Below are 22649 nucleotides of genomic sequence, written 5' to 3'. Positions count from 1 at the left end.
CCGCGCCGCACGCCGCAGGGGCGGCCCCGGTCGCCCGGAGCCACCCCTGCCCGCGTCGGTCTCCCGGGTCAGCTTCCGCAGTGGAAGCGGGCATCGCCCCAATCGGCGTGGTCGTTGCCGTTGCCGTCGCCGCCGTCCTGGACGAGCAGCTCGACGTACTTCGCGCCGGTGACGTCGGCGGTGAGCTTCCAGGCCGGGTCGGCCGCCCCCAGCACGGGTGACGCCACCTTCTCCGTACCGTCGGCGGTCACCGAGAACCGCACACTGCCCCGGGTGGCCTGGGCGTCGTCCACACCCACCTCGGCGGTGAAGGAGGCGCACTTCCCGCCCAGGTAGTAGCGGATCCTCGCCGGGGCGTGCGTGCCCAGGCCCTTGGCGTAGGCGACGCCGCCGATCTTCAGGGGGCCGCCGTCACCGGCCCCGGCATCCCCGTTGGACCGGTCGCGCTCGACGGGGCCCCAGCCGTTGTCCGAGGCGGTCCAGCCGAGATCACTGGCCCAGCTGTCCGCGGTGGGCGGCGGCGGGAGCGTACGGACGGAGGTTCCCGCGGCGAGCGTCCTGGCCGCTCCCCCGACGGTGTACGTGGCCTTCGCGTCCAGCGCGTACGTGTCGTAGGGGGCGTCGACCGGCGGGGTGACCCGCCAGCTGCCGGTGGCCTTCGCGCCGGGAGCGACCGAGTCGAAGGCGACCGCGCCGACGGGCTCGGCCTTCCAGCCCTCGGGCACGGTCAGCGCGAGCTTCACGCCCGTGGCGGCGCTCGCCTCGTCGTTGCCGAAGGTCGCCCTGACCGTGTTCGGGGCCCCCGGCTCCAGGGTCTCGGCGTCGGCGCTCACGCCGAGCGTGCCGCAGACGGCCTCCTGCCCGGCGGGGGCCGGCCCGAGGTCGGTCACGCTGAAGCCGTCGAGCACGAAGTCCGCGCCCTCGGGTGCCCCGGGCAGCTTGCGCAGCCCGGTCCAGGTGTCGCCGCAGCCCGCGGTGATCGTCCGGCTGAACTGCCCGGTGGTGCGCTGCTCCCCGATCGGGGTGGCGCGGGTCTCGGTCGACACGGCCCTGCCGCCGGCGACCCGGTCGTATCCCTCGACCCAGCTGTAGGCCCCGGCGTGGCTGGACTGGTAGGCGAACGCGACCTCGTACCGGTGGCCGTCCTTCATCGGGACGGTCCAGGGCGCGGTGCGGTAGACCAGTCCGGTGTTCTCCTCGTGGGACTTCAGGGACTCCTTCCCGCCGAGCACGTCGTCGACCCGCTTCCCGTTCCAGCCGGCCTGGGTGTACGGGGCGTTGAGCTGCGCGATGCTGGTGCGGGGGTCGGTGGAGCCGCCCGCGTTGCCCTTGAGGAAGGGGCCCCAGCCCTGGTCGACGGCCTCGAAGTCCTCGTACGCCACCGTGCCGGCGCGGGTCGCGGGGGCGTTCCGGACGATCCGTACGTCGTCGGCGCGGACCTTCGCCGTGGAGCCCGCCGCCGCCTCGATGCGCAGGGTGGTGCGGCCGTTCGCGGGTGCGGTGAAGGTGACCTTGGCGCGCTGGAAGGAGGTGCCGTGCCAGTCGGACGCGGCGACGTAGTCCTTCGCCGTGGAGCGCTCGACGGTGACGGACCTCCCTCCGGCGCCGAGGGTGGTGCGCCGGCTCTCGCCGGGCTCGACCTCGATCAGGGCGGAGGCGGTGTAGCGCTTGCCGGGCGTGAGCCCGGTGACGGTCTGGGAGAGCGCGGCCGCCCCCGAGCCGGAGAGTTCGGCGCTGTTGCGGCCCTGCTCGTCGGTGTCGCGGACGGCGGCGCCCGTCTTCGTCCAGCCCTTCAGGTCACGGCCGTTGAAGCCGGGGTCCTTCAGCCCGGTCCCCTTCCCCCAGGCGGCCTCCCGCTCCTTCGGCGCCCGGTCGGGGTAGAGGACGTAGGCCTGTCCGGCGGCGGCGGTCAGCGTGACCTTCCCGTCGGCGGGGCGGACGGTGGTGACCTTCTCCCGGCCGTTGTCGGTCAGCCGGTAGAGGGTGTACGCGCCCTTGCCCGGCACCTCCCAGGTGCTGGAGCCGCCGGTCGCGCTGTAGTGGTAGAGCTTCTTGCCGCCGTCCCACGGCAGCAGGTAGTCGGTGCCGCTGAGCACCTTGCGGCCCTGGTCGTAGAAGGTCCGCTTCCCGTCCTCGACGGTGCCGCGCACCCCGCCGGTGAAGGTGATGTCGTTGCCGTCCCAGCGGGTGATCCGCTGCTGCTGGAGGTATTTCGCGGGCAGGTTCTTCTGCCAGATGTTGGCGGTGAAGGCGTTCCAGTCGGTCTCGCCGGTCCAGCCCTCGAAGTCCTCCAGGGCGCTCTGGCCGAGGACCGGGTGGTTGTTCCAGATGTCCTTCTCGCCGTTGCGGATGAACCGGATGATCTGCGAGTTCAGGCCCTTGTTGGTGGCCCCGCCGTAGTTGAGGTCGTTGGCCCAGTGCGACCAGAGCGAGGCGCGCTCGAACTTGTCGGCCCACTCGGTGCCGACGGTCCAGCCCTGCTTCTGCACGGCCTGGATCGTCTTGTCGGCGATCCAGCCGTGGCTGTAGTAGACGTCGATGTAGAGGAAGTCGAGGTTCTCGTCGGTCTCGTCGCGCAGTTGCCGGAAGCGCTTCTCCAGGTCGCCGCTGTTGATGTCGCGGCGCTGGTCGATGTAGTAGCTCTGGTTGAGCCAGTTCCAGCCGGGCCTGGTCTTGTCGACGAGCTGCTCGGAGAAGGCGTTGGCCTCCGGGTAGGACTCGGTGGCGTTCACGTGGACGCCGAAGTCGGCGCCCCACTTCTCGCCCTCCTCGAGCAGGGTGTTGAGGTCCTTCAGCCCGCCGGCCCGCTTGTTGTAGTTGCCGCCGTAGTCCGGGTGGGCGGAGTCGTGGCCCTCGGAGCCGTACCCCTTGAGGACGGCGAGCTGGCCGAGGCCGTCGGTGGCCTTCGAGATCCGCTTGACGTCGTCCAGGGTGCGCAGGAACGGGTGGGTGGCCTGGCTGGCGAAGTTGAACGGGATGTGGGTGACGACCCGGTTCGCGGTGTCCTCGCTGCCCGGCGCGGTGACGCCGATGGTGCGGAAGGCGACGGCCCCGTCCTGCCAGTCGACGGCCTTGTCTCCGTTGGCGTCGGGGGTGACGACGACCTTGGCCCACGGCAGGTTCTCGCCGCGCTCGGGCTTCGGCGCGCCCTCGCCCCGGTAGGTCCACTGGCCGGACCAGACGCCGACCCGGACGCCGCCGTCCTCGGTGCGCGCCTGGTGCCAGAAGCGGGCGTCGTCGCCGCCGGTGGCCCCGGCGGGCTTGTCGTACGAGGAGTTGGACTCGATCGCGGCGGCGAGCGAGCCATTGTTGAGGATCGCGTAACTGGCGCCGACGGGCGCGGAGTCGGGCTTCGTCCCGCCGGTGACCTTGCCGAAGACGTCGGCGGTGCGGGTGGAGTCCGGGTCGAGCTTCGTGAAGGCGGTGGCGGCCCCGGTCTCGGCTGAGCCGACCGAGACCAGGTCGTGCCCGGGGATGTCGATGGTCCCGACCCGGAAGGCCCCGGTGTCGCGGACGGCGGTCACCCTGAACGTGGTGGCGCGCCCGGAGACGGTGAGCGAGGCGTCGATCTCGACGCCCGGAAGGCCCTCGAAGGCGAGGGTGTAGCGGGCGGCGGAGCGGGTGACCTTCGGCTTGCCCTTGAGCTTCACCGGACGGGCGGTCCCGTTGAGGGTGACGGCGGTGACCGGCCGGGTGGAGCCGAGCAGTTGCTCGCCGCTCGCCCGGTCGGTGTAGGACAGGACGCGCGGGAAGTCGTCGGCGACGGCCACGGCGAGCCGGTCGGACGTGATGACGGCGGATCCGGCGGACTCCGCCGCCCCGGCCGGGGCGGGGGACGGATCGGCGGCTGCGGCGGGGAGGGCGGCCCCGTTGAGCGCCAGAACGGCTGCTGAGGCCGCGGCGACCAGGCCGGGGCGAGGGAATCTTGGCGACATGGCCCCTGAGTAGTCGCCGTGTCCGGACACCGTCAACGAACTTCGGCCCCGGCGGCCGACTCCGTCCAACAACCCCGGTGCGTTAGTCCAAGTCAGGAGAGTGCGGGGCCGGCCGGGTCCTCGTTCACCTCTTGGCGGTCGGCACCTCCGGGCGGTCACGGCTCGCACCCGCTCGGTTCCGTCAAGTACCGCTTCGAGGCGTCGAGTTGTGAAGACTCAGCATTTTTGAGAGCGCTCTCAGTCACACCTCTTGACGCTTGTTGCGGGCCTCGCGAGAGTGGTGCGCACCGCAGGCACCCCCACGGTCCTGTCCCTCCCCGCGCCACCCCCCGACCTCCCGCCTGCGGCCCCCCACCACCTCGGGAGTCCCCTCGTGATCTCACGCCGAATGTTCCTGACCGGCGCCGCCGCCTCGGCCGCGGCGCTCACGTACCCCGCCTGGGGCACCGCTCTGAGTCCCCGCGCCTCGGCGGCCCCGGCCACCTGCGAACTGGCCCTGGAGAACAAGTCGTTGCCGGGTACGGTGCACGCGTATGTGACCGGCCACGAGCTGGGCACCGACCGCTGGGTGCTGCTCAAGCCGGACGGCGGTGTCTACCGCCCCGGCTCCCCCGGCGCCCCGCAGACCCCGCTGCCCGTGGACTGCGCGATCCCGCTCAAGGGCGCGGGCGCGGGTCCGGTCGTGCTGACCCTGCCGCAGATGTACGGGGCACGGGTCTACTTCGTCCGCGACGACAAGCTGGACTTCTACCTCAACCCGGGCCCCTCGCTGGTGGAGCCCGCCTTCGCGACGCCCACGGACCCCAACTACGGGCGCGTCTGGTCGTTCTGCGAGTTCACCTTCAACACGCAGCAGCTGTACTCCAACATCAGCTACGTCGACCTGGTGACGGCCCTCCCCATCGGCATCACGCTGGAGGGCGACGCGACGCACACCGTGGCCCCGCTCCCGGACGGCGCGGTGCAGCGGATCGCGGACGACCTCACCGCCCAGGCCGCCGCCGACGGGCAGCCGTGGGACAAGCTGATCACCCGGAGCGGGGACGGCGGCGTCCTGCGGGTCGTCTCGCCGCAGAACATCATGGCCCCGTACTTCGACCGGCCCGCCGAGATGCCGTTCCGGGACCTGTTCACCGCCCAGATCGACGAGGTCTGGGAGAAGTACCGCTCCGAGGACCTGCGCATCGACCTCCAGGGCGGCCGGGGCACCCTGGCGGGCCGGGTCAGCGGGGACACGCTGACCTTCGAGGGCGGCCACACCTTCGTCAAGCCGCAGACGAAGGACGTCTTCACCTGCAACCACGGCCCGTTCACCAACAACCCGGGCGACTCCGACGACAAGAAGGCGATCCTGGCCCGGCTGGCGGCGGGCTTCAACCGCTCGATCATGCTGAGCCATCCGAGCCAGCCGAACGGCACGTCGACGGCGGACTACTACCGGGGGCCGGTCACCAACCACTGGTCCCGGGTGGTCCACGCGAACAGCCCGATCGGTTACGCGTTCCCGTACGACGACGTCCGCCCGGACGGTGAGCCGGACGTCTCGGGCGCGGCGCACGACGGGAACCCGCGCCGCTTCACGGTGAGCGTGGGGTCGTGACGCCCGGACGGTAGGCGCGTGTGCCCCCGCCCGTGCTCCGGGCGGGGGCACGGGCAGGTCCGGCCGGCGCCTTCGGGCCATCCGATACCTCGTCGGCTGACACGTCGTGCGGCGTTCTTGACTTCGCCCCGGCGCCCCGGGACGGTTCCGTATGCGAACGAACCGACTCCCCCGCCGCGTGCTCGCGGCGGTCGCCGCCGGATTCCTGCTCACCGCAGCGGCTCCGGCGCACGCGGACCCCGCCCCGCCGCCGTCACCCGCCCCACAGGCCCCCGGCGCGCACGGCCTGCGCGCCTTCCAGCAGAGCTACGGCCTGCCCCCGACCGGCCGGGTGGACACCGCCACCGCGCAGCTGCTCAGGACGGCCCCGGACAGCGAGCTGCGGGTGTTCTTCGCCGCCCCGGTCGATCTCGGCCCGGAGCAGCTGGCCCACGCCCGGACGGTCATCGGCGTCGGGAAGGGGGCGGAACTCTCCGAGGAGGCCCAGGTCATCGCCCTGATGACGGCCATGCAGGAGTCGAAGTTCGTCAACTACACGTCGCCGGTCGACCACGACTCGCTCGGCGTCTTCCAGCAGCGCCCCAGCATGGGCTGGGGCACGCCGGCGCAGATCACCCACGTGCCGACCGCGTCCAAGTCCTTCTACGGGCTGCCCTCGCCCAGCGCCAACCCGGGGCTGCTCCAGATCGACGGCTGGGAGTCGATGCAACCCGGCGACGTGTGCCAGGCGGTCCAGCGGTCCGCGCACCCGGACCGGTACGCGCAGTGGGAGGACTTCGCCCGGGACCTGCTGGAACAGGAGGGCCCGGACGCCGACCCGATCCCGTGATCCCGTAGGGCGGTGAAGGGGCGGGAGGCGGTGGGGGCCGCCCCCGGTGCGGGGCGGCCCCCTCGGCCGTCGCCGCTGTCAGCAGCCGCCGCAGTTGTAGTACGTCACGTCCCAGTGGTTGCCCTCGTCCGCGTAGATGTTGCCGGACCCGGACTGGTACTGGCGCGCGCCGTCGCCCCGCGTGCCGATGTAGGTGAAGGTGCCGGTGACGTAGTTGTTCAGGCAGGTGCTCTTGGCGAAGTCGAGCTTGTAGCCGTTCCAGTGGGAGTACGTGCCGCCGGCGTGGCCGGTCTCCGTGCCTCCGGTGATGTTGAGCGCGCAGCCGGTGGCGCTCTTGAGGGTCTGCGCGCCCTGGGCGCTGGCCAGGTTGAGCTGGTCGAACGACGTGCAGGTGGGGTTGTCCCGGTTGGAGCAGCCACCGGAGGACGACCAGGTGACCCCGGACGAGCTGAACCGGGAGGTCGCCTGCGCGTGGGTCAGCTTGGTCACGGCGTGCGCCTCGGTGGCGCCGCTGCCGAGAGCGCCGACGCCGGGCGCGAAGAGGGCGCCGAGGACGAGGGCCAGGGCGGTGAGGGCGGAGCGGAGTAGTGGACGGGTCACCATGGGGGGATTCCTCCTGCTCATGACAAATCAGGGGGCGTACGGGCGCGGAGCCGCGCACGCCGGGCAGGGAGATAGTGCCCGAGCTCTACGCGCGTCCGCCAGAGGGCGGCACGCACCGGGATGCCGAAGAGACGCCTCGCCGTGCGGGTCAACCGCGGCCCGCACGCCGGCCGCCCTCGGCGAGAAGGCCGAACGCATCGGCGGCGTACGCGTGGAACGGGAGATCATCCAGGACACCCTGGCCCGCGCCCTCATCGACTCCGGCGACCCCGCCCGCGCGGCCGCCCTGCTCCACCACCACCGCCACGAGGACCTGCTCCTGCCCCCACACCCGGAGTAGATGTTGAACTTTGAACTAGATGCGGTTACAGTCGAACTCGTTGAAGGTTGAACAACACCTTCGGCGCCGCTCGATCCGTCCCCGTAACGCATCCCCGAGGAGGAGCCATGGCTCTGTTCACCCGCAAGTCGACCGCCGCCCCCACCGTCACCGAGGCCCCCGCGGTGGACCCGGCGCTGGCCGCCCTGACCGGCACGTACACCCTTGACCCCGCGCACAGCAGCATCGGCTTCACCGTGCGCCACGCGATGGTCACGAACGTGCGCGGCTCCTTCGGCGAGCACGAGGGCACCCTGGTGGTGGACGGCACGGACCCGGCGAACTCCTCCGCCTCCATCGACGTGAAGATCGGCAGCGTCGACACCGGCATCGCCGACCGCGACGGCCACCTGGTCAGCGGCGACTTCTTCGACGCCGAGAAGTTCCCCCTGATGACGTTCCGCTCGACGAAGGCCGAGCAGCTGGGCGGCGAGGCGTACCGGATCACCGGCGACCTGACCATCAAGGACGTCACGCGCCCGCTCGCCATCGACCTGGAGTTCAACGGCTCCGCCACCGACGTCTACGGCAACGAGCGCGTCGGCTTCGAGGGCAGCGCCGACATCCTGCGCTCCGACTGGGGCCTGACCTGGAACGCGGCGCTGGAGACCGGCGGCGTGATGGTCAGCGACAAGGTGAAGCTGACCTTCGACATCTCCGCGATCAAGGCCGCCCCGGCAGCCTGACCCCCTCCGTACGCACGCGCGGCGCCCCGCACCCGGTACTCCCGGGGACGGGGCGCGCGGTACGTTCAGGACTACTTCGCGACCTTCTCCGCGAAGAGCGGGACGACCTTCTCCAGTGCGTACGAGACGGACAGGACCGAGTCCGTGGCGAAGGCCTGGGAGATGTCCTTGTCGTCGAAGACGAGGTCGTTGCCCGCCTTGACCGACGGGACCGCCTTGTACAGCGGGTCGCCGCTGATGTCGGTGGCCGGGATGCCGATCGGCGCCATGACCGTGAGGTCGGCGTCGAGCAGGTCCAGGTTCTCCTTGGAGACCGGGACGGAGAAGCTCTCGCCGGCCTTGGCCTCGGCCTCCGGGTTGTTCTCGAAGCCGAGCCGCTCGACGAAGTCGACGCGCCCGGTGCCGCCGACGTAGACGCCGAAGCCCTCCGAGGTGCGCGAGCCGAGGGTGATGGTCCTGCCCTTGAACTCGGGGTGGGCCTGCGCGGCGGCCTCGAACTTCTTCTCGGTCTCCGCGATCAGCTTCTCGCCCTTCTCCGGTACGCCCATGGCGGCGGCGATCATCGTGGTCTGCTGCTCCCACGAGAGCTTGTACTGGTCGCCGCCCTTGGGCACGCCCACGGTCGGGGCGATCTTCTTCAGGGTGTCGTAGCGGGTCTGGTCGCCGCTGGACTTGGTGTCCAGGATCAGGTCGGGCTGGAGCGAGGCGATCTTCTCGAACTCCGGCTCCATCGTGCCGATTAGCTCGGGCTTTTTGTCGTACATGCCCTTGGCCCACGGGCCGACGCCCTCGCCGCCGAACGGCAGCCAGTCGCTGGCCCCGACGGGCTGGCCGCCGAGCGCGAGGACGGTCTCGGCGTCGCCCCAGCCGAGCGCGACGATGCGCTGGGGCTGCTTGTCGACGGTGACCTCACCGAACTTCGTCGCCACCTTCGCGGGGAAGGCGCCCGCGGAGGCCCCTCCGGAGGCGGAGGAGGAGGCGGAGCTGTCGGAACCGTCCGACGAACCGCAGGCCGAAAGGCCGACGAGCAGGGCGGCGACAGCGCCGGCCGCGAGGAGGGGGGTGCGGCGGGAGCGCCGGGCGCGGGGAGCGGAAGCGTTCATAGCCTTTAGGTTAGCCTCACCTAATGACAACGGTGCCATCGGGTGGGCGATGCGGTTCCGTACGGCCTCAGGCGGCCGGGTCCTTCACGTGGTGGCGGCCCAGCGGTACGACCATCGGGGTGGCCGACGCCGGGTCCTCGATCACCGAGCAGCGCATGCCGAAGACCTCGCCGACCAGCTCCTCCGTGACGATGTCGACCGGCCGGCCCTCCGCGACGATCCGCCCCGCCTTCATGGCGATCATGTGGTCCGCGTACCGGCACGCCAGGTTGAGGTCGTGCAGCACGGCCACCATGGTGACGCCCTGCTCGCGGTTGAGGTCGGTGAGCAGGTCCAGGACGTCCAGCTGGTGGCTGGCGTCCAGGAAGGTCGTCGGCTCGTCCAGCAGCAGGATGTCCGTGCGCTGGGCCAGCGCCATCGCGATCCACACCCGCTGGCGCTGACCGCCCGACAGCTCGTCCACCGACCGGTCGGCGAGTTCGAGGACGTCCGTCGACAGCAGGGCCGCCGCGACCGCCTCGTCGTCCTCGGCGCTCCAGCGACGGAACCAGCCCTGGTGCGGATAGCGGCCGCGTCCGACCAGGTCGGAGACCGTGATGCCCTCCGGGGCCGTGGGGCTCTGCGGCAGGATCCCGAGCACGGCGGCGACCTCCTTGGTCGGCGTCTCCTGGATGGACCGGCCGTCCAGGAGCACCGCCCCGGCGGTCGGGGCCAGCAGCCGGGCCATCGCCCGCAGCAGCGTCGACTTCCCGCAGGCGTTGGGGCCGACGATGACGGTGATCTTCCCGGGCGGCACCGCCACGCTCAGGCCGGGGACGATCTCGCGTTCGCCGTAGCCGAGCCGGACGTCCCGGGCTTCCAAGGTGTGCTCGGCCACGAGGGGGCCATGCCTTTCGTCGTCCTTGTCCTTCTGAACTGTCTGTTCCGTCCCGGCCCGCTTCGCCATGTCAGCCCCCGCCGCCCACGCGGTTGGCGCGGGCCAGGAGCAGGAGCAGATACGGGGCGCCGATGATGCTGGTGACCACGCCCACCGGCAGCTGGACGGAGGGCAGCGCGTGCTGCGCCGCGAAGTCGGCGACCAGGACCAGCAGCGCCCCGGTCAGGGCCGCCTGCGGCAGGGCCGCACCCCGGCCCGGGACCAGGCGGCGGGCGATCGGGGCGGCGACGAACGCCACGAACCCGACGGGTCCGGCGGCGGCGGTCGCGACCCCGGCGAGCGCGGTCGCGCAGCCCAGCAGCGCGAGCCGGCCGCCCTCGACCTTCGCGCCGAGCCCTGCGGCGGCGTCGTCCCCGAGCTGGAGCGGGCGCAGCACGTGGGCGGCGAGGACGGTGAGCGGGACGAGGACGCCGAGGGCGATGAGCAGCGGCCACACCTGGCCCCAGGAACGGCCGTTGAGGCTGCCCGCGAGCCAGCGGAACGCCTCCTGCGCGTCGGTGACCTCGGAGCGGGCCATCACGTACCAGACGATGCTGGAGAGCCCCATGCCGACGCCGATCCCGACGAGGACGAGGCGCTGGCCGGCGATGCCCTGCCGCCAGGCGAGCAGGTAGATGGCCGCCCCGGCGACCAGCGAACCGGTGAGGGCGCTCGCGGAGAGGGCGAGCCCGCTGACCTGGAAGAGCAGGGCGGCGGTGACGGCGACCGCGCTGGCCCCGGCGCTGATGCCGATGAGGTCGGGGCTGGCGAGCGGGTTGCGCAGGACGGTCTGGAAGACGGCTCCGGAGAGGCCGAAGCCCGCGCCGACGAGGATCGCGAGGAGGGCGCGGGGCAGCCGCAGTTCCAGGACGACGAACCGCGATCCGCCGTCCCCGCCGCCGAACAGGGTGGCGACGACCTTCCCGATCGGCATCACCATGTCGCCGAAGCCGAGCGAGAGGCCGAACACGACGATCACGGCGGCCAGCAGGGAGGCGCCGACGAGGACGGAGCGCCGCAGGCTCCGCCCGCGTACGGCGGACACCTGGCGTACGGCGTCGGCGAGCCGCTCCCTGTCCGCGCGGGCGGCGTCCTCGGCGAGGACGGTCTTCCGGCTCACAGTTCCACCAGCTTCCTGCGGCGGACCAGCCAGATGAAGGGGATGCAGCCGATCGCGGCCGTGATCACGCCGACCTGGACCTCTCCGGGCCGGGCGACGACCCGGCCGACGATGTCGGCGACGAGGAGCATGACCGGGGCGAGCACCATGCTGTACGGGAGGACCCAGCGGTAGTCGGGTCCGGTGATGAGGCGGGCGGCGTGCGGTACGGCGAGCCCGACGAAGCCGATGGGCCCGGCGACGACGGTGGCCGCGCCGCACAGGATCACCACGGCGAGGGCGGACACCATCCGAATGGTCCCGACGCGCTGGCCGAGGCCGCGGGCCAGGTCGTCGCCGAGGGAGAGGGCGTTGAGCTGCGGTCCGAGGGCCAGTGCGAGGACGACGCCGGCCGCGATGAACGGCGATACCTGCCACAGCACCTCGGCGGACCGGGCGGTCAGCGCGCCGAGCTGCCAGAACCGGAACTGGTCGTAGCTGCCCCGGTCCTGGAGGAGGATCGCGCTGGTCACCGAGGTGAGCACGGCACTGGTCGCGGCCCCGGCGAGCGCCAGTTTCACCGGGGTGGCGCCTTCCCGCCCGAGCGAGCCGACCCCGTACACGAGGAGGGCGGCGAGCAGCGCGCCGAGGAAGCCGAACCAGATGAACTGGGTGGCGACCGTGAACCCGAGCAGGGTGATCGAGCAGACGACGGCCACGGACGCGCCCGCGTTGATGCCGAGGAGCTGGGGGTCGGCGAGGGGGTTACGGGCGACGCCCTGCATCACCGCGCCCGCGAGGCCGAGCGCCGCACCGGCGAGCAGCCCGGCGACGGTGCGCGGGATGCGGACCTCCTGGACGATGAGCTGCCCCTTGACGGAGACGTCCGGGTCGAGGACTCCGTCGACGACGTCCCGGAAGGGCACGTCGCCGGAGCCGATGGCGAGGCTGGCGACCACGGTGAGGAACAGCACGGCGAGGGCGGCGAGGAGACCGAGGGCGAGCACGGGGCGGCTGCGCTTGCGCCGCGCTTCCTTGCCGGCGGCCGGCTGCTTCTCCTTCTCCAGGAGAGCCGGGCCGCTCACGACCCGGCCACCGGGGCGGCCGGAATGCGGTGGTGCACTGTTCGTTCCTCACGCTGGTTCGTCGGCGCCGGGGCTCCCCCGGGCACGGGTGACGCCCTCGTCGGCCGGTCCACCCCGGACGGGGAACGCAAGGGGGCCCAAAGTAAGGTCACCCTAACAGCGCCTGTTCGACCGTGCGCTGCCGCACCCCACGAGCTCCGGAGCACTTCCTTGTCGTACGCCGCCGCCCCCGTCGCCCCCGCCACCGGCCCACTGGCCGGGGCCGTGCCCCTGGGCTCGGCGGACGAACTGCGCGAGCTCCTGGGAACGCCGCACCCGATCGTCATCGACAAGGTCCACGACCGGCTCACCGAGGACGACCTGGACCTGCTGGCCCGCTCGCCGCTGTGCACCATGGCCACGTCGGACGCGGCCGGCAACTGCGACGCCACCCCGCGCGGCGACGCCCCCGGCTTCACCCACGTCCTGGACCCGGGCACCATCGCCCTCCCCGACCGCCCGGGAAACCGCCGCGCGGACAGCTTCCACAACATCCTGGCGAACCCGCGCGTGGGCCTGCTCTACCTGATACCGGGCGCGATGGACGTCCTGCGCATCAACGGCCGCGCCCGCATCGTCACGGACGCCCCGTTCTTCGACGCGATGACGCTGAAGGGCCAGCGCCCGAAGCTCGCCCTGGTCGTCGAGATCGACGAGATCTTCCGCCACTGCCCGGCGTCGCTGAAGCGGTCGGGGGTGTGGGCGCCTCAGACGTGGGCGGTGGGCCCCGTCGGCGAAGACTGAGCAGTGCTGTTGCGACCACGGCAGGGGCAGAGGGCCGGACGGCGGAACCCAGCAGTGCCCCCGTGTTGGCCGAGGGCATTCCGCAACCCCGGTCGCTCTGTCGGTCCGGGTCGCTAGCATCCACGGCATGATCAGCGATCCCGTGGCCGGGCTGCGTCTTCCGGGCGCACCGACGGTGGAGCACATCGACTTCGAGGTCCTCGACCGATTCCGCTTCGCGGACGGCGGGGGGTTCCCGGATTCCTACCGGGCGTTCGTGCGCCACGCGGGGTGGGGGCGCACCTTCGGGATGTGGCTGTTCTACCCCCCGGTCCTGCCGGGGTACGCCGACGGCCTGCACGGTCGGGGTGAGCGGCTCACGGCGCGTTTTCGCGCGAGCTACCGAGCGGGCGAGACCGAGGGGTTCGACTGGATGATCGAGCCGGACGGCCACTGGTCGCTGCCGGCCGACCTGGAGGTCTTCGCGTGGAGCGAGAACGGCGACGCCCTGTTGTGGAACACCGCATCCCGCGACGTGGACGGGGAGTTCGCCGTCTGGGAGTCGCGTGGTGTCGACTCGCTGCACCACCTCGGCGCGGGTCTCCGTCAGGCGCTGCCGCTGGTGCGCGCCCGCTCCGGCCACTCCTCCGGACCCCGTCCGTTCGCCGTGGAGCCACTCCCCGCCGTGCGACTCTGAACAGGCCGAAGCGCCGATCGTGGCCGATGGGGGCTCGGCGCGGCGGGCGGGCCCTCCGGGCGAACCCCCGGGCCCACCCGCCGTCGCCCCCTACCGCCCCGCCGGAACCGGCTCGCGCCGCATCACCCACAGCGCCGGCCCGCCCCCCGGAAGCTGAGCTTCCGCCAGCACCGTGAAGCCGAAGTGCTCGTAGAAGGGCAGGTTGTCCGGCTTGGAGGACTCCAGGTAGACCGGCAGGCCCGCCGCGTCGGCCTTGGCCAGCCCGGAACGCAGCAGCGCCGCCCCGTGCCCCTCTCCCCGGGCGGCCGGGTCCGCGCCGACGACCGCGAGGTACCAGTGCGGCTCCTTGGGGCCCTGCGCGGCGGCCGCCGCGACCGCCTCCCGGAACAGCGGCGCCCGGTCCCCGAGGATCTCCTCCAGCTCCGCGACCGTCTCCGCATCGGGAACCGCCTTCTCCTGCCCCTCCGGCGCCACCCAGAACGCGGCCGCCGACGCGGTGCGCTCGCACACTCCGTGGCGGCCGTACTGCCGGGTGAAGATCGTGGTGAAGTAGCGGACCAGGTCGGGCTCGCGCGAGGCTCCGCCGGGGAAGAACCACCCCATCATCGGGTCGTCGGCGAAGGCGCGGGCCAAGGTGCGGCCGATCGACGGAGCATCGTCGAGCGTGGCCGCCTGAGGCGTGTTCCTTATCGACATACGGGTCATTCTGCACCGTGATGATCATGAGCGGTGAAGGGGGTCCCGGATGCCCGCCCCGGGCACGGGGGCTAGCCTCCCGGCATGAGTCGGCGACTGGCCGCGTACGCGGTGTGCATCGAGGACGGGCGGGTGCTGCTCGCGCTTGCCGTGGGTCGGGGCGGCGAGAGGACCTGGACCCTCCCGGGCGGCGGGGTCGAGCAGTCGGAGGACCCGTACGACGCGGTGATCCGGGAAGTCGCCGAGGAGACCGGCCTGGAGGCCGTGGTCGAGCGTCTGCTCGGCGTGGACTCGCGGGTGATCCCCGCGAGCGAGCGGCGTCGGCCCGGTGCGCCCGAGCATCAGAACGTCGGCGTCTTCTACCGCGTACGCGTCACCGGTGGCCGACTGCGGCCCGAGCCGAACGGCGACACCGCCGAGTCGGTGTGGACCCCGCTTGCCGAGGTCGCCGGCCTGCGCCGGTCGTCGCTGGTGGACGTCGGGCTCGACCTGGCGCGCGCCCTGCCGCCCTCCGGGCACGTCTCCCCGGTACCGGTCGGCGGCCTGATCCAGCACTGAGTGATCCGTACGGAGAGGCGGGAGCACGGTGGCGGGCCGCTGCGGCTTCCCCATGAGGGCCCCGACCTTCGGCCCGGGGAGGAAACGGCGAGGTCCTCGCCCCGCCGGTCCGGCGGGGCGAGGACCTTGCCGTACGGCCGGGCCCGCCTCAGGCCTTGTGCTGCATCGACGAGCGCGCCGGGTTGCCCTGCTCGCCCGCCTTCGGGTCCTTCTCGCCCGCCTTCGCGCGGACGCCCTGCTCGACGCGCTTGCCCAGGGTGGCGTCCACGTTCGTCCAGTACTGGAACGCCCGCTTCAGCACCGGTTCGGTCACGCCGTTCAGCAGGTGGCCGACGATGTTGTCCACCAGCCGGTCCCGCGCCGCGTCGTCCAGGACCTCGCGGACCATCGTGCCCGCCTGGCCCCAGTCGTCGTCCTCGGCATGGTCGACGTAGGCGGCCCGGGTGATATCGCCGTCGGCGTACCAGCTCGGCGGGGTGCCGTAGCGCTCCGTGTCGGCCGCCGGGCCGCCCTTGGAGTTCGGGGCGTAGACGGGGTCGGTGGTCTTCCGGTACGCCATCGCCCCGTCCTTGGAGTACGTGTGCACCGGGACGACGGGGGCGTTGACGGGGAGCTGCTGGTAGTTGCCGCCGATGCGGTAGCGGTGCGAGTCCGCGTAGCTGAACAGCCGGGCCAGCAGCATGCGGTCCGGGCTCGGGCCGATGCCGGGGACCAGGTTGTTCGGCTGAAAGGCCGCCTGCTCGATCTCGGCGTGGTTGTCCGTGGGGTTGCGGTCCAGCGTCATCCTGCCGACCTCGATCAGCGGGTAGTCGCCGTGCGGCCACACCTTGGTCAGGTCGAAGGGGTTGAACCGGTAGTCCTTCGCGTCCTCGTACGGCATGATCTGGACCTTCAGCGTCCAGCTCGGGAACTCCCCGTCGCGGATGTGCTCGAAGAGATCACGCGTGTGGTAGTCCGTGTCCGCGGCGGCCATCTGGTCGGCCTCGTGCTGCGTGAACGTCTCGATGCCCTGGTCGGTCTTGAAGTGGTACTTCACCCAGAACCGCTTGCCCTCGGCGTTGATCCACATGTACGTGTGCGAGGTGTAGCCGTTCATGTGGCGCCAGGTCCGCGGGATGCCCCGGTCGCCCATCAGCCAGGTGACCTGGTGGGCCGACTCGGGCGAGAGGGTCCAGAAGTCCCACTGCATGTCGTGGTCGCGGAGGTTGTTGTCCGCGCGGCGCTTCTGCGACCGGATGAAGTGCTGGAACTTCATCGGGTCCTTCACGAAGAACACGGGGGTGTTGTTGCCCACCATGTCGTAGTTGCCCTCGCTGGTGTAGAACTTCACCGCGAAGCCGCGCGGGTCCCGCCAGGTGTCCGGGCTGCCCCGCTCCCCGGCGACGGTGGAGAACCTGATGACCAGGTCGGTCGTGGTGCCGGGCTGGAACAGTGCGGCCTTCGTGTACGGGGAGACATCCGCGGTCACCTCGAACTTGCCGAAGGCGCCGCTTCCCTTGGCGTGCGGCTGGCGTTCGGGGATGCGTTCGCGGTTGAACTGGGCCATCTGCTCGATCAGGTAGGAGTCCTGGAGCAGGATCGGCCCGCCCGGGCCGACGGTGAGCGAATGCTCGTCGCTCTCCACCGGGGCGCCGGAGTCGGAGGTGGTCGGCTTGCGCGAGGTGTCGGTCATGTCGTCGTTTCCTCTTGTCCTCTTGTTCGTCTTCCGCGGACGTGTCGGCGGTGGCTCCCCCTACGGCTGCCCTACTTGCCCTCTGCCAATGTAGGCAAACCTGGATGAATTGACTCGCCGAGGAACGGCGCCCCCGGGGTTTTCGAGCCGGGTCAGCGCGATCGCTGTCCCGCGACCAGCCGGTAGACGAGCAGGACGATCACCGAGCCGACGACGGCGGCGATCCACGTCGACAGGCTGAAGAATCCGTCGATCGAGTCGACGCCGAAGATCACCTTGCCGAGCCAGCCGCCGAGCAGCCCGCCCACGATGCCGATGACGATCGTGACGAGGCAGCCCCCGGGGTCCTTGCCCGGCGTCAGCGCCTTGGCGATGAGCCCCGCGAACAGGCCGATGAGGATCCAGGCGATGATGCCCACGGAAAACTCCCTTGATGGTGCCGAGGCCCGGCCACCCTCGTGGTGCCGGGACCCTCCGCGTATCCCCTCAACCGGAACTCACACATCCGCCCGGCCCCGCCCGTCACCCGGGAGCCCCGTCATTGACCTGCCTGCGTTACGCCGGACGGGCGGGGGACGCGGACCGGCACGGGCAGTCGCCCGCACCCGGGGTGGGCCGAGCCGGCTGAGTACGTTCGCCCCCCGACCCGAGTACGGCAACCCACCCCGTGGGCCGCCCGACCGTGCGAGGCTGCACCCCACGGAGCCGGGGGGCTCCGATCACCCGGTCCCGGGTGATGCCGACGGGGTGGGACGGGGACGGGCCATGGATCTGTTCGATGCGGAGCTGGGCGGGCGGGACGAGCCTTCGGCGGGACCCGGGGGCAGCTGCTCCTGGGTCACCGCCGTGATCCTCGGCATCCTGGTGCTGCTGGCGGTGCTGGTGCATACGTTCTTCGGATGGGCCCGCGACCTCCTCGGGGCCCTGATCCCGTGACGTCGCGTGGCGGCGCACCGCTCAGCCGCGCCGCCGCGCCTCCACCGCGTCGCGGGTGTCCTCGGTGATCAGGTCGCCGTTGATCGCCGCCGCAGCCATGAGGCCGGCCGCGGCGGCGCCGATCACCTGTTCGGTGAGGCGGGTGACGTTGCCCGCCGCCCAGACTCCGGGGACCTCGGTCGCGCCGGTCGGGTCGGTGGGGATGTACGTACCGATCACCTCGCCGCCCATCTCCTGCGCCACCGGGGCGAGCCCCAGCGATTCCAGCACGGCGGAACGCGCGACGAAGCGCGCCTGGACCACCAGTGCCTCGCGCGGGATCACCCGGCCGCCGTCCAGCCGTACGCCGGTGAGCCGGTCGTCCTCGACCTCCAGGCCCGTCACCTCGCCGTCCACCACGGCCACACCCCGGGCGGCCAGCTGCTCGTACTCCTCGTCCGTGGGCTCCGGGCCCGTGTGGCGGAAGAGGGTGACGTCCTCGCTCCACTGCCGCCACATCAGCGCCTGGTGCACGGCGAGGGCCCCGGTGGCGAGTACGCCGATCGGGCGGTCCGCCACCTCGCGGCCGTGGCAGTACGGGCAGTGCAGCACCTCACGCCCCCAGCGCTCCGCCAGGCCGGGCACGGACGGCAGCTCGTCGACGAGCCCCGTCGTCACCAGCAGCCTGCGCGCCTCGACGCTCCGGCCGTCCTCCGTCACCACCCGGAAGCCCCGCTCCCCCGGCAGCGTCTCCGCCGAGGCCACCCGGCCCTCGGCGATCTCCGCCCCGTACCCGGCGGCCTCGCCCCGGCCGATCGCCAGCAGCTCACCGGGCGGGGTCGACTCGCGTCCCAGGTAGTTGTGCACGTGGGACGCGGGCGCGTTACGGGGCTCGCCCGCGTCGATCACCAGGACCGAGCGCCGGGCCCGCGCCAGGGTCAGCGCCCCGCTCAGACCGGCGGCCCCGCCGCCCACGATCACCACGTCGTACCGCTGCTGCTTCATGTCGTCGCTCCTGCTCGTCATGCGGACCACCTCCGGTTGATGGAGATGGTGCGCGCGACCAGGCCGAAACGACAAACATCCTTGCCGAAACAGCAAGCAACAGTCACGTAAGGGCGAACTCGCACCACACGGTCTTGCCGGGGTTCCGCTCCTCCACTCCCCACTTGTCCGCCAGCGCCGCGACCAGCAGCAGCCCGCGCCCGCCCTCGTCGTCGGCCCCCGGCAGACCGTCCGCCGGGCGCACCTCGCCGTCACCACTGTCGTGCAGCTCGACGCGGAGCGCGTTCTCGATCCGCTCCAGGTAGATGTGGACCTTGAAGCCGCGCCCCGGGGGGACGCCGTGACGCAGGGCGTTGGTCGCCAGCTCGGTCACGCAGAGCAGCACATCGTCCGTGCGCTCCTCGCACTTCCACTCGACCATTGCCTTACGGGCGAACTTGCGTACGACCGGGATCGACCTGCGCTCACGGCAGTAGAAGGCGGCGCGGAAGTAGGGGAGTTGAGTTGTCTCGTTCATACTTCCACGCTCACACGGAGTTACTAGGCTTCAGCAGAGCGGAGGGGCGTACAACGCATTTGTACGGCTTCCGACAGATCGATCGCGGTACGAGAGGGAGAGTCGGCTTATGCAGCCAGGAAAGCGGAACAGGCGGGTCAGCTCGTGGCACGTGATCGGGGCGCAGCTCGGCCACTTCCGCCAGCGAGCAGGGCTGACGCAACCGGTTCTTGCCGAGCGGTTCGGGGTCGGCGAGGACACCATCGCCTCCATCGAGCAGGGGCGACGAGCCCTGAAGCTGGACTTCGCCATCGAACTGGACGAACTACTCGGCACCAAGGGGGCGTTAGAAGTCGCAGTGAAGAAGGTGCCGAGGGAGGAGCGCTACAAGGCCTTTGCGCAGGACTTCGTGGAGTACGAGCAGGACGCGGTCAGCCTGTCCTGGTACGAGACTCAGCTCGTACCAGGGCTGCTCCAGACGGAGAGGTACGCGCGGCTCATCTTCTCCTGCCACTACCCACCTCTCGAAGTGGACGAGATCGAGAACCGAGTGGCCACCCGACTCGAACGACAGAAGTTGCTGGAGCGCAAGCCTCGCCCCATCCTCCATTTCATCCTGGAGGAGAGCATCCTGCACTCCGAGCTGGGCGATCCCGAGGTCATGCGGGAGCAGCTTCTCCACCTGCGGCGCTGCATGGATCTCCCGTTCGTCAGCATTCAGATCATGCCGCGAAAGACTCCCAAGCACGCCGGTCTTGCCGGACCGCTCGTTCTCCTGGAGACACAGGACCACGATCAGCTCGCCTACGCCGAGATGCACATGCGGTCCGAGCTGTACGACGATCCGGCCCACGTCAGCGCTCTCATGCAGAAATATGGGATGCTGCGGTCGCAGGCGCTGACCGCCGAGGAGAGCGCCCGGCTTCTGGACGCACTGCTTGCCGCACTGCTTGGAGAGACATGACCAGCGCAGCACACCTGACGGCTCACCGCACCGCCCTCCACTGGTTGAAGTCGAGCTACAGCAGCGACCAGGGCGGAGCCTGCGTCGAAGTCGCCGCCCACCCCACCGCCGTCCACGTCCGCGACTCCAAGGTGACCGACGGCCCCGTCCTCACCGTCGAGCCCGCCGCCTGGAGCGCCTTCGTCCACGGCAGCAGCACCGCCCTCTGAAGCAGTCGGCCCGCCCCGCCCCCGGCCGTCAACTCGGCCGGGGGCGGAGCGGTTTCCGTCCGGGCGGACGGATCAGTAACGCACCCACAGCTCGTACACGCCCGGCTTGCCCGCGAACGGGTTGCAGATGAAGACGCGGCTCCAGAGAGCGTTGTCGGCGCCGGCGTTCCCGACCGCCTGGCACTCCGCCAGGCTGCCGTGATGGCTGCGGAGGAAGAAGCCGGGGCCCGTCGCGGAGGCGGTCGACGCGGTGCCGAGCAGCATCGCGCCTGCGGTCGCCACGGTCACCGCGAGAGCGGCTATACGTCTGTGCATGCCGGTAACTCCCTTTTCAGTCGACGCACATGACAGTGCATCAGTGAATGGTCAGAGCCGAACCGATCAGCGCGCGCCGCCGAGAGAAAGCTAGCGAGCCGGGCGCGCCCGCACAATAGGTCTGGACCATTAAGGCATCGCATATGCCCCATGGCCGTAAACCTCTGCCGTGCCGCATATTTCGTGCGGCCAGCTCAGGCCCCGGCGGTCCGCTCCACCGGGATCCACAGCTCCGCCTCCGCCCGCTTCCCCTCCTCCGTCAGCCGCACCCGCAGGATCTCCGGGCCGGGCCGGGAGGCGTACGGGTTCGACGGGAACCACTGGGTGAACACGTCCCGCCAGAGGTACTGGAGGGCCCCCGGGAACTGCCCCTCGTTCTCGAAGACCGCCCAGGCCCCTGCCTGTACGTCCAGGGCGTCCAGGTCCTCAGGAGGCTCCGCGCCACTCACCACCCCGTGGTAGTAGTCGAGTTCGGTGCCCTCCGCGCGGCTCGGGTCGAGCTGGTCGCTCACCCCGACGATGCCCGCCGGCTCCTGGTCCGAGAGGGCCGCGATGCGGTCCAGCTCCTCCCGCCCAATCCCCCGGATGAACTCCGCGATGGCCGGATTCGGCCCCTCGTGGACGAGCGGGACGCGGGCCCTCCTGCCCACCACCCGGAACGCCTCCTTCTCCACCAGCTTGTACCGCATGGCCGCACTCCCTTCGACGACGAGTCGGAAGGTCAGCCGTTGCTGCGACCGCAGAACCGCGCCGGTACGCCGGGCCTCGCCGGGGCCGATGCCGTGCACGGCCCGAAAGGCGCGGGCGAAGCCCTCCCCCGTGTCGTAGCCGTACCGCACCGCAACGTCCAGCAGGGTCCGGTCGGGGTCGCCGAGCACCTCGGCTCCCGCGACCGTCATGCGGCGGCGACGGATGTACTCCGCCAGCGGGAGCCCCGCGAGCGCGGAGAACATCCGGCGGAAGTGGTACTCCGACGTCATCGCGATGCGGGCCAGCTCCGCCGCCTCGATGCGCTCACCGAGGCGTGCCTCGATGTGCTCCATCGCGTCGTTCAGTCGTTCCAGCAACGGCCGGCTCCTTCCCTTGCTCGTTCACCGTAGGAAGGAACCAGGGTGCCGGACCCGACCGTCCGTGCCCGCGTCGGTCGGGTCGGGTCGGTCGGGTCGGCCGAGTCAGGTGGGTCGGGTCGGTCCTGTGGTCAGGCCGACGAAGGGTCACGTCCCGGGCTTCGTTATCAGTTCGACCAGGGCCGAACAGCTGTCCGCGCCGCGCCCCGCCTCCACGCCCCGCCGGAACAGGTCGACGACGGCGGCCGGAATGACCGTGTCGACGCCCGCGTCGGCATGGGTGTGCAGGACGTGCTCGGCGCTCGCCAGCCCCATGGCCAGGCGGTCGACGTCTCCCAGGTGCATTCCGGCGTCGATGCGCTCGGCGTAGAAGGCGAACGTCTCCGAGAGCGAGTTCGTCGTTTCGGCGGTGCTCGGCAGGATGTCGGCCGCTGTCAGACCGTTCGCGCGGGCGAGGGCGATCGCCTGCCAGAAACTCAGCAGCGAGGTCCAGAACACGACCATGCCGATCTGGTAGTGGAGCGCGGCGAGCCCCGGGTCCTCGCCCTGGTGGTCGACCCGGCCCGTCAGCGCTTCGAGCACCGGCCGGTGCCGGTCGAACGCCTCGCGCGGCCCGCTGTAGAAGGCCTGCGACTCGGGCTGCCCGATCCCCGGGGGCGACGCGTTGACGCCGCCGGTGATCTGGACGGCTCCGCGCCCGGCCGCCCAGCGCGCTCCGGCGCGGGCCTCCTCCGGTGTGGCGGAGGTGAGGTTGAGCAGGACCCGGCCGTCCAGGACCTGCGTCGCGGGCTCCAGTACGGCGTTGACCGCCGCGTAATCCGTGAGGCTGATGATGACCGCCTCGTTCGCCGCGACGGCGTCGGCAGGGCTCCGCGCGAGTACCGCTCCTCGGGCCACCAGGTCGTCCGCGCGGGAGGCGGTGCGGTTCCAGACGGTGACCGCGTACCCGCGGTCGAGTAAGGCCGCGGCCATCGCCCGGCCCATGGGGCCCAGCCCGATGACGGTGACCGCGTTCGGTGCGTTCGGTGCGCTGTTCATTGCCTGCCTCCAACAGGGGC

At 71.5% G+C, this 22649-nt stretch carries 24 protein-coding genes; 10 read left to right on the top strand and 14 right to left on the bottom strand.

Features of this window, described 5'->3' with window-relative positions:
• Positions 1 to 68: 68 nt before the first annotated feature.
• The gene (locus tag OG245_RS27660) at positions 69 to 3935 is read right to left on the bottom strand and encodes an endo-alpha-N-acetylgalactosaminidase family protein (protein WP_371626124.1); all 3867 of its coding nucleotides are present in this window, start codon (positions 3933 to 3935) and stop codon (positions 69 to 71) included.
• 388 nt (positions 3936 to 4323) lie between these two features.
• Between OG245_RS27660 and OG245_RS27655 the strand changes: the two genes are divergently transcribed.
• Together OG245_RS27655 and OG245_RS27650 are read left to right on the top strand one after the other, a co-directional pair.
• Complete coding sequence (locus OG245_RS27655; RefSeq protein ID WP_371628006.1) at positions 4324 to 5535, top strand: glycoside hydrolase family 64 protein; 1212 nt, start codon at positions 4324 to 4326, stop codon at positions 5533 to 5535.
• Between the two features lie 151 nt (positions 5536 to 5686).
• On the top strand, positions 5687 to 6364 hold the full coding sequence (locus tag OG245_RS27650; protein ID WP_371626123.1) for a peptidoglycan-binding domain-containing protein: 678 nt from the start codon (positions 5687 to 5689) through the stop codon (positions 6362 to 6364).
• 78 nt (positions 6365 to 6442) lie between these two features.
• On the opposite strand, the gene OG245_RS27645 is transcribed toward OG245_RS27650, so the two are convergent.
• On the bottom strand, positions 6443 to 6967 hold the full coding sequence (locus tag OG245_RS27645; protein ID WP_371626122.1) for a hypothetical protein: 525 nt from the start codon (positions 6965 to 6967) through the stop codon (positions 6443 to 6445).
• A gap of 211 nt (positions 6968 to 7178) precedes the next feature.
• On the opposite strand from OG245_RS27645, the gene OG245_RS27640 reads away from it, so the two are divergent.
• Both OG245_RS27640 and OG245_RS27635 read left to right on the top strand, forming a co-directional pair.
• Positions 7179 to 7307, top strand: a complete 129-nt coding sequence (locus OG245_RS27640) for a hypothetical protein (RefSeq protein WP_371626121.1) — start codon at positions 7179 to 7181, stop codon at positions 7305 to 7307.
• A gap of 107 nt (positions 7308 to 7414) precedes the next feature.
• Positions 7415 to 8032, top strand: coding sequence for a YceI family protein (locus tag OG245_RS27635; protein WP_371626120.1), 618 nt, complete (start codon positions 7415 to 7417; stop codon positions 8030 to 8032).
• Positions 8033 to 8103: 71 nt separating this feature from the next.
• Here the strand turns inward: OG245_RS27635 and OG245_RS27630 are convergent, their stop codons facing one another.
• The 4 genes from OG245_RS27630 to OG245_RS27615 form a co-directional block, all read right to left on the bottom strand.
• On the bottom strand, positions 8104 to 9135 hold the full coding sequence (locus OG245_RS27630; RefSeq protein WP_371626119.1) for an iron-siderophore ABC transporter substrate-binding protein: 1032 nt from the start codon (positions 9133 to 9135) through the stop codon (positions 8104 to 8106).
• A 67-nt stretch (positions 9136 to 9202) separates the two neighbouring features.
• On the bottom strand, positions 9203 to 10012 hold the full coding sequence (locus OG245_RS27625) for an ABC transporter ATP-binding protein (RefSeq protein WP_371626118.1): 810 nt from the start codon (positions 10010 to 10012) through the stop codon (positions 9203 to 9205).
• Positions 10013 to 10082: 70 nt separating this feature from the next.
• Positions 10083 to 11171, bottom strand: a complete 1089-nt coding sequence (locus OG245_RS27620; RefSeq protein WP_371626117.1) for a FecCD family ABC transporter permease — start codon at positions 11169 to 11171, stop codon at positions 10083 to 10085.
• A complete protein-coding gene (locus OG245_RS27615) occupies positions 11168 to 12235 on the bottom strand; it encodes a FecCD family ABC transporter permease (protein ID WP_371626116.1) in 1068 nt (355 codons plus the stop codon). Before OG245_RS27615 ends, OG245_RS27620 begins: the two co-directional genes overlap by 4 nt.
• 210 nt (positions 12236 to 12445) lie before the next feature.
• On the opposite strand from OG245_RS27615, the gene OG245_RS27610 reads away from it, so the two are divergent.
• Positions 12446 to 13018, top strand: coding sequence for an MSMEG_1061 family FMN-dependent PPOX-type flavoprotein (locus OG245_RS27610; protein WP_371626115.1), 573 nt, complete (start codon positions 12446 to 12448; stop codon positions 13016 to 13018).
• Positions 13019 to 13145: 127 nt separating this feature from the next.
• Positions 13146 to 13694: a hypothetical protein gene (locus OG245_RS27605; RefSeq protein WP_371626114.1), complete on the top strand. Its 549-nt coding sequence runs from the start codon at positions 13146 to 13148 to the stop codon at positions 13692 to 13694.
• 90 nt (positions 13695 to 13784) lie between these two features.
• On the opposite strand, the gene OG245_RS27600 is transcribed toward OG245_RS27605, so the two are convergent.
• Entirely contained in the window at positions 13785 to 14399 is a 615-nt protein-coding gene (locus OG245_RS27600; protein WP_371626113.1) for a GNAT family N-acetyltransferase, read from the bottom strand.
• A gap of 75 nt (positions 14400 to 14474) precedes the next feature.
• Here OG245_RS27600 and OG245_RS27595 point away from each other — a divergent pair, with 75 nt between their 5' ends.
• On the top strand, positions 14475 to 14948 hold the full coding sequence (locus OG245_RS27595) for an NUDIX hydrolase (RefSeq protein ID WP_371626112.1): 474 nt from the start codon (positions 14475 to 14477) through the stop codon (positions 14946 to 14948).
• Between the two features lie 148 nt (positions 14949 to 15096).
• Here the strand turns inward: OG245_RS27595 and OG245_RS27590 are convergent, their stop codons facing one another.
• Both OG245_RS27590 and OG245_RS27585 read right to left on the bottom strand, forming a co-directional pair.
• Positions 15097 to 16620, bottom strand: coding sequence for a catalase (locus tag OG245_RS27590; RefSeq protein WP_371626111.1), 1524 nt, complete (start codon positions 16618 to 16620; stop codon positions 15097 to 15099).
• Between the two features lie 152 nt (positions 16621 to 16772).
• Entirely contained in the window at positions 16773 to 17039 is a 267-nt protein-coding gene (locus OG245_RS27585) for a GlsB/YeaQ/YmgE family stress response membrane protein (RefSeq protein WP_018960114.1), read from the bottom strand.
• 346 nt (positions 17040 to 17385) lie between these two features.
• On the opposite strand from OG245_RS27585, the gene OG245_RS27580 reads away from it, so the two are divergent.
• A complete protein-coding gene (locus OG245_RS27580) occupies positions 17386 to 17556 on the top strand; it encodes a hypothetical protein (RefSeq protein WP_371626110.1) in 171 nt (56 codons plus the stop codon).
• 21 nt (positions 17557 to 17577) lie between these two features.
• On the opposite strand, the gene OG245_RS27575 is transcribed toward OG245_RS27580, so the two are convergent.
• Positions 17578 to 18561, bottom strand: coding sequence for an NAD(P)/FAD-dependent oxidoreductase (locus OG245_RS27575; RefSeq protein ID WP_371626109.1), 984 nt, complete (start codon positions 18559 to 18561; stop codon positions 17578 to 17580).
• A gap of 82 nt (positions 18562 to 18643) precedes the next feature.
• Positions 18644 to 19057: an ATP-binding protein gene (locus OG245_RS27570; RefSeq protein ID WP_371626108.1), complete on the bottom strand. Its 414-nt coding sequence runs from the start codon at positions 19055 to 19057 to the stop codon at positions 18644 to 18646.
• 109 nt (positions 19058 to 19166) lie between these two features.
• Between OG245_RS27570 and OG245_RS27565 the strand changes: the two genes are divergently transcribed.
• The gene (locus tag OG245_RS27565; protein ID WP_371626107.1) at positions 19167 to 20000 is read left to right on the top strand and encodes a helix-turn-helix domain-containing protein; all 834 of its coding nucleotides are present in this window, start codon (positions 19167 to 19169) and stop codon (positions 19998 to 20000) included.
• Positions 19997 to 20209 carry a DUF397 domain-containing protein gene (locus tag OG245_RS27560; RefSeq protein WP_371626106.1) on the top strand — a complete coding sequence of 71 codons (213 nt, stop codon included), beginning with the start codon at positions 19997 to 19999 and terminating at the stop codon, positions 20207 to 20209. The genes OG245_RS27565 and OG245_RS27560 overlap by 4 nt, the downstream gene beginning before the upstream one ends.
• 72 nt (positions 20210 to 20281) lie before the next feature.
• On the opposite strand, the gene OG245_RS27555 is transcribed toward OG245_RS27560, so the two are convergent.
• From OG245_RS27555 to OG245_RS27545, 3 genes are all read right to left on the bottom strand, one after another.
• The gene (locus tag OG245_RS27555) at positions 20282 to 20524 is read right to left on the bottom strand and encodes a hypothetical protein (protein ID WP_215108366.1); all 243 of its coding nucleotides are present in this window, start codon (positions 20522 to 20524) and stop codon (positions 20282 to 20284) included.
• Between the two features lie 194 nt (positions 20525 to 20718).
• Positions 20719 to 21591, bottom strand: coding sequence for a GyrI-like domain-containing protein (locus OG245_RS27550; protein WP_371626105.1), 873 nt, complete (start codon positions 21589 to 21591; stop codon positions 20719 to 20721).
• 147 nt (positions 21592 to 21738) lie between these two features.
• The gene (locus tag OG245_RS27545; RefSeq protein WP_371626104.1) at positions 21739 to 22629 is read right to left on the bottom strand and encodes an NAD(P)-dependent oxidoreductase; all 891 of its coding nucleotides are present in this window, start codon (positions 22627 to 22629) and stop codon (positions 21739 to 21741) included.
• Between the last annotated feature and the right edge of the window lie 20 nt (positions 22630 to 22649).

The organism is Streptomyces sp. NBC_01116 (assembly GCF_041435495.1).
Lineage (GTDB): Bacteria > Actinomycetota > Actinomycetes > Streptomycetales > Streptomycetaceae > Streptomyces.
Note: the sequence above shows the minus strand (reverse complement) of the source record. Positions and strands in the feature narration are given on the sequence as shown.

Excerpts from the sequence above, each read along its gene's own strand:
- OG245_RS27565 (WP_371626107.1), top strand. The coding sequence starts at position 19,167 with ATGCAGCCAGGAAAGCGGAACAGGCGGGTCAGCTCGTGGCACGTGATC.
- OG245_RS27635 (WP_371626120.1), top strand. The coding sequence starts at position 7,415 with ATGGCTCTGTTCACCCGCAAGTCGACCGCCGCCCCCACCGTCACCGAG.
- OG245_RS27600 (WP_371626113.1), bottom strand. The coding sequence starts at position 14,399 with ATGACCCGTATGTCGATAAGGAACACGCCTCAGGCGGCCACGCTCGAC.
- OG245_RS27645 (WP_371626122.1), bottom strand. The coding sequence starts at position 6,967 with ATGGTGACCCGTCCACTACTCCGCTCCGCCCTCACCGCCCTGGCCCTC.
- OG245_RS27570 (WP_371626108.1), bottom strand. The coding sequence starts at position 19,057 with ATGAACGAGACAACTCAACTCCCCTACTTCCGCGCCGCCTTCTACTGC.
- OG245_RS27650 (WP_371626123.1), top strand. The coding sequence starts at position 5,687 with ATGCGAACGAACCGACTCCCCCGCCGCGTGCTCGCGGCGGTCGCCGCC.
- OG245_RS27630 (WP_371626119.1), bottom strand. The coding sequence starts at position 9,135 with ATGAACGCTTCCGCTCCCCGCGCCCGGCGCTCCCGCCGCACCCCCCTC.
- OG245_RS27590 (WP_371626111.1), bottom strand. The coding sequence starts at position 16,620 with ATGACCGACACCTCGCGCAAGCCGACCACCTCCGACTCCGGCGCCCCG.
- OG245_RS27595 (WP_371626112.1), top strand. The coding sequence starts at position 14,475 with ATGAGTCGGCGACTGGCCGCGTACGCGGTGTGCATCGAGGACGGGCGG.
- OG245_RS27660 (WP_371626124.1), bottom strand. The coding sequence starts at position 3,935 with ATGTCGCCAAGATTCCCTCGCCCCGGCCTGGTCGCCGCGGCCTCAGCA.
- OG245_RS27605 (WP_371626114.1), top strand. The coding sequence starts at position 13,146 with ATGATCAGCGATCCCGTGGCCGGGCTGCGTCTTCCGGGCGCACCGACG.
- OG245_RS27545 (WP_371626104.1), bottom strand. The coding sequence starts at position 22,629 with ATGAACAGCGCACCGAACGCACCGAACGCGGTCACCGTCATCGGGCTG.
- OG245_RS27655 (WP_371628006.1), top strand. The coding sequence starts at position 4,324 with ATGTTCCTGACCGGCGCCGCCGCCTCGGCCGCGGCGCTCACGTACCCC.
- OG245_RS27580 (WP_371626110.1), top strand. The coding sequence starts at position 17,386 with ATGGATCTGTTCGATGCGGAGCTGGGCGGGCGGGACGAGCCTTCGGCG.
- OG245_RS27560 (WP_371626106.1), top strand. The coding sequence starts at position 19,997 with ATGACCAGCGCAGCACACCTGACGGCTCACCGCACCGCCCTCCACTGG.
- OG245_RS27555 (WP_215108366.1), bottom strand. The coding sequence starts at position 20,524 with ATGCACAGACGTATAGCCGCTCTCGCGGTGACCGTGGCGACCGCAGGC.
- OG245_RS27575 (WP_371626109.1), bottom strand. The coding sequence starts at position 18,561 with ATGACGAGCAGGAGCGACGACATGAAGCAGCAGCGGTACGACGTGGTG.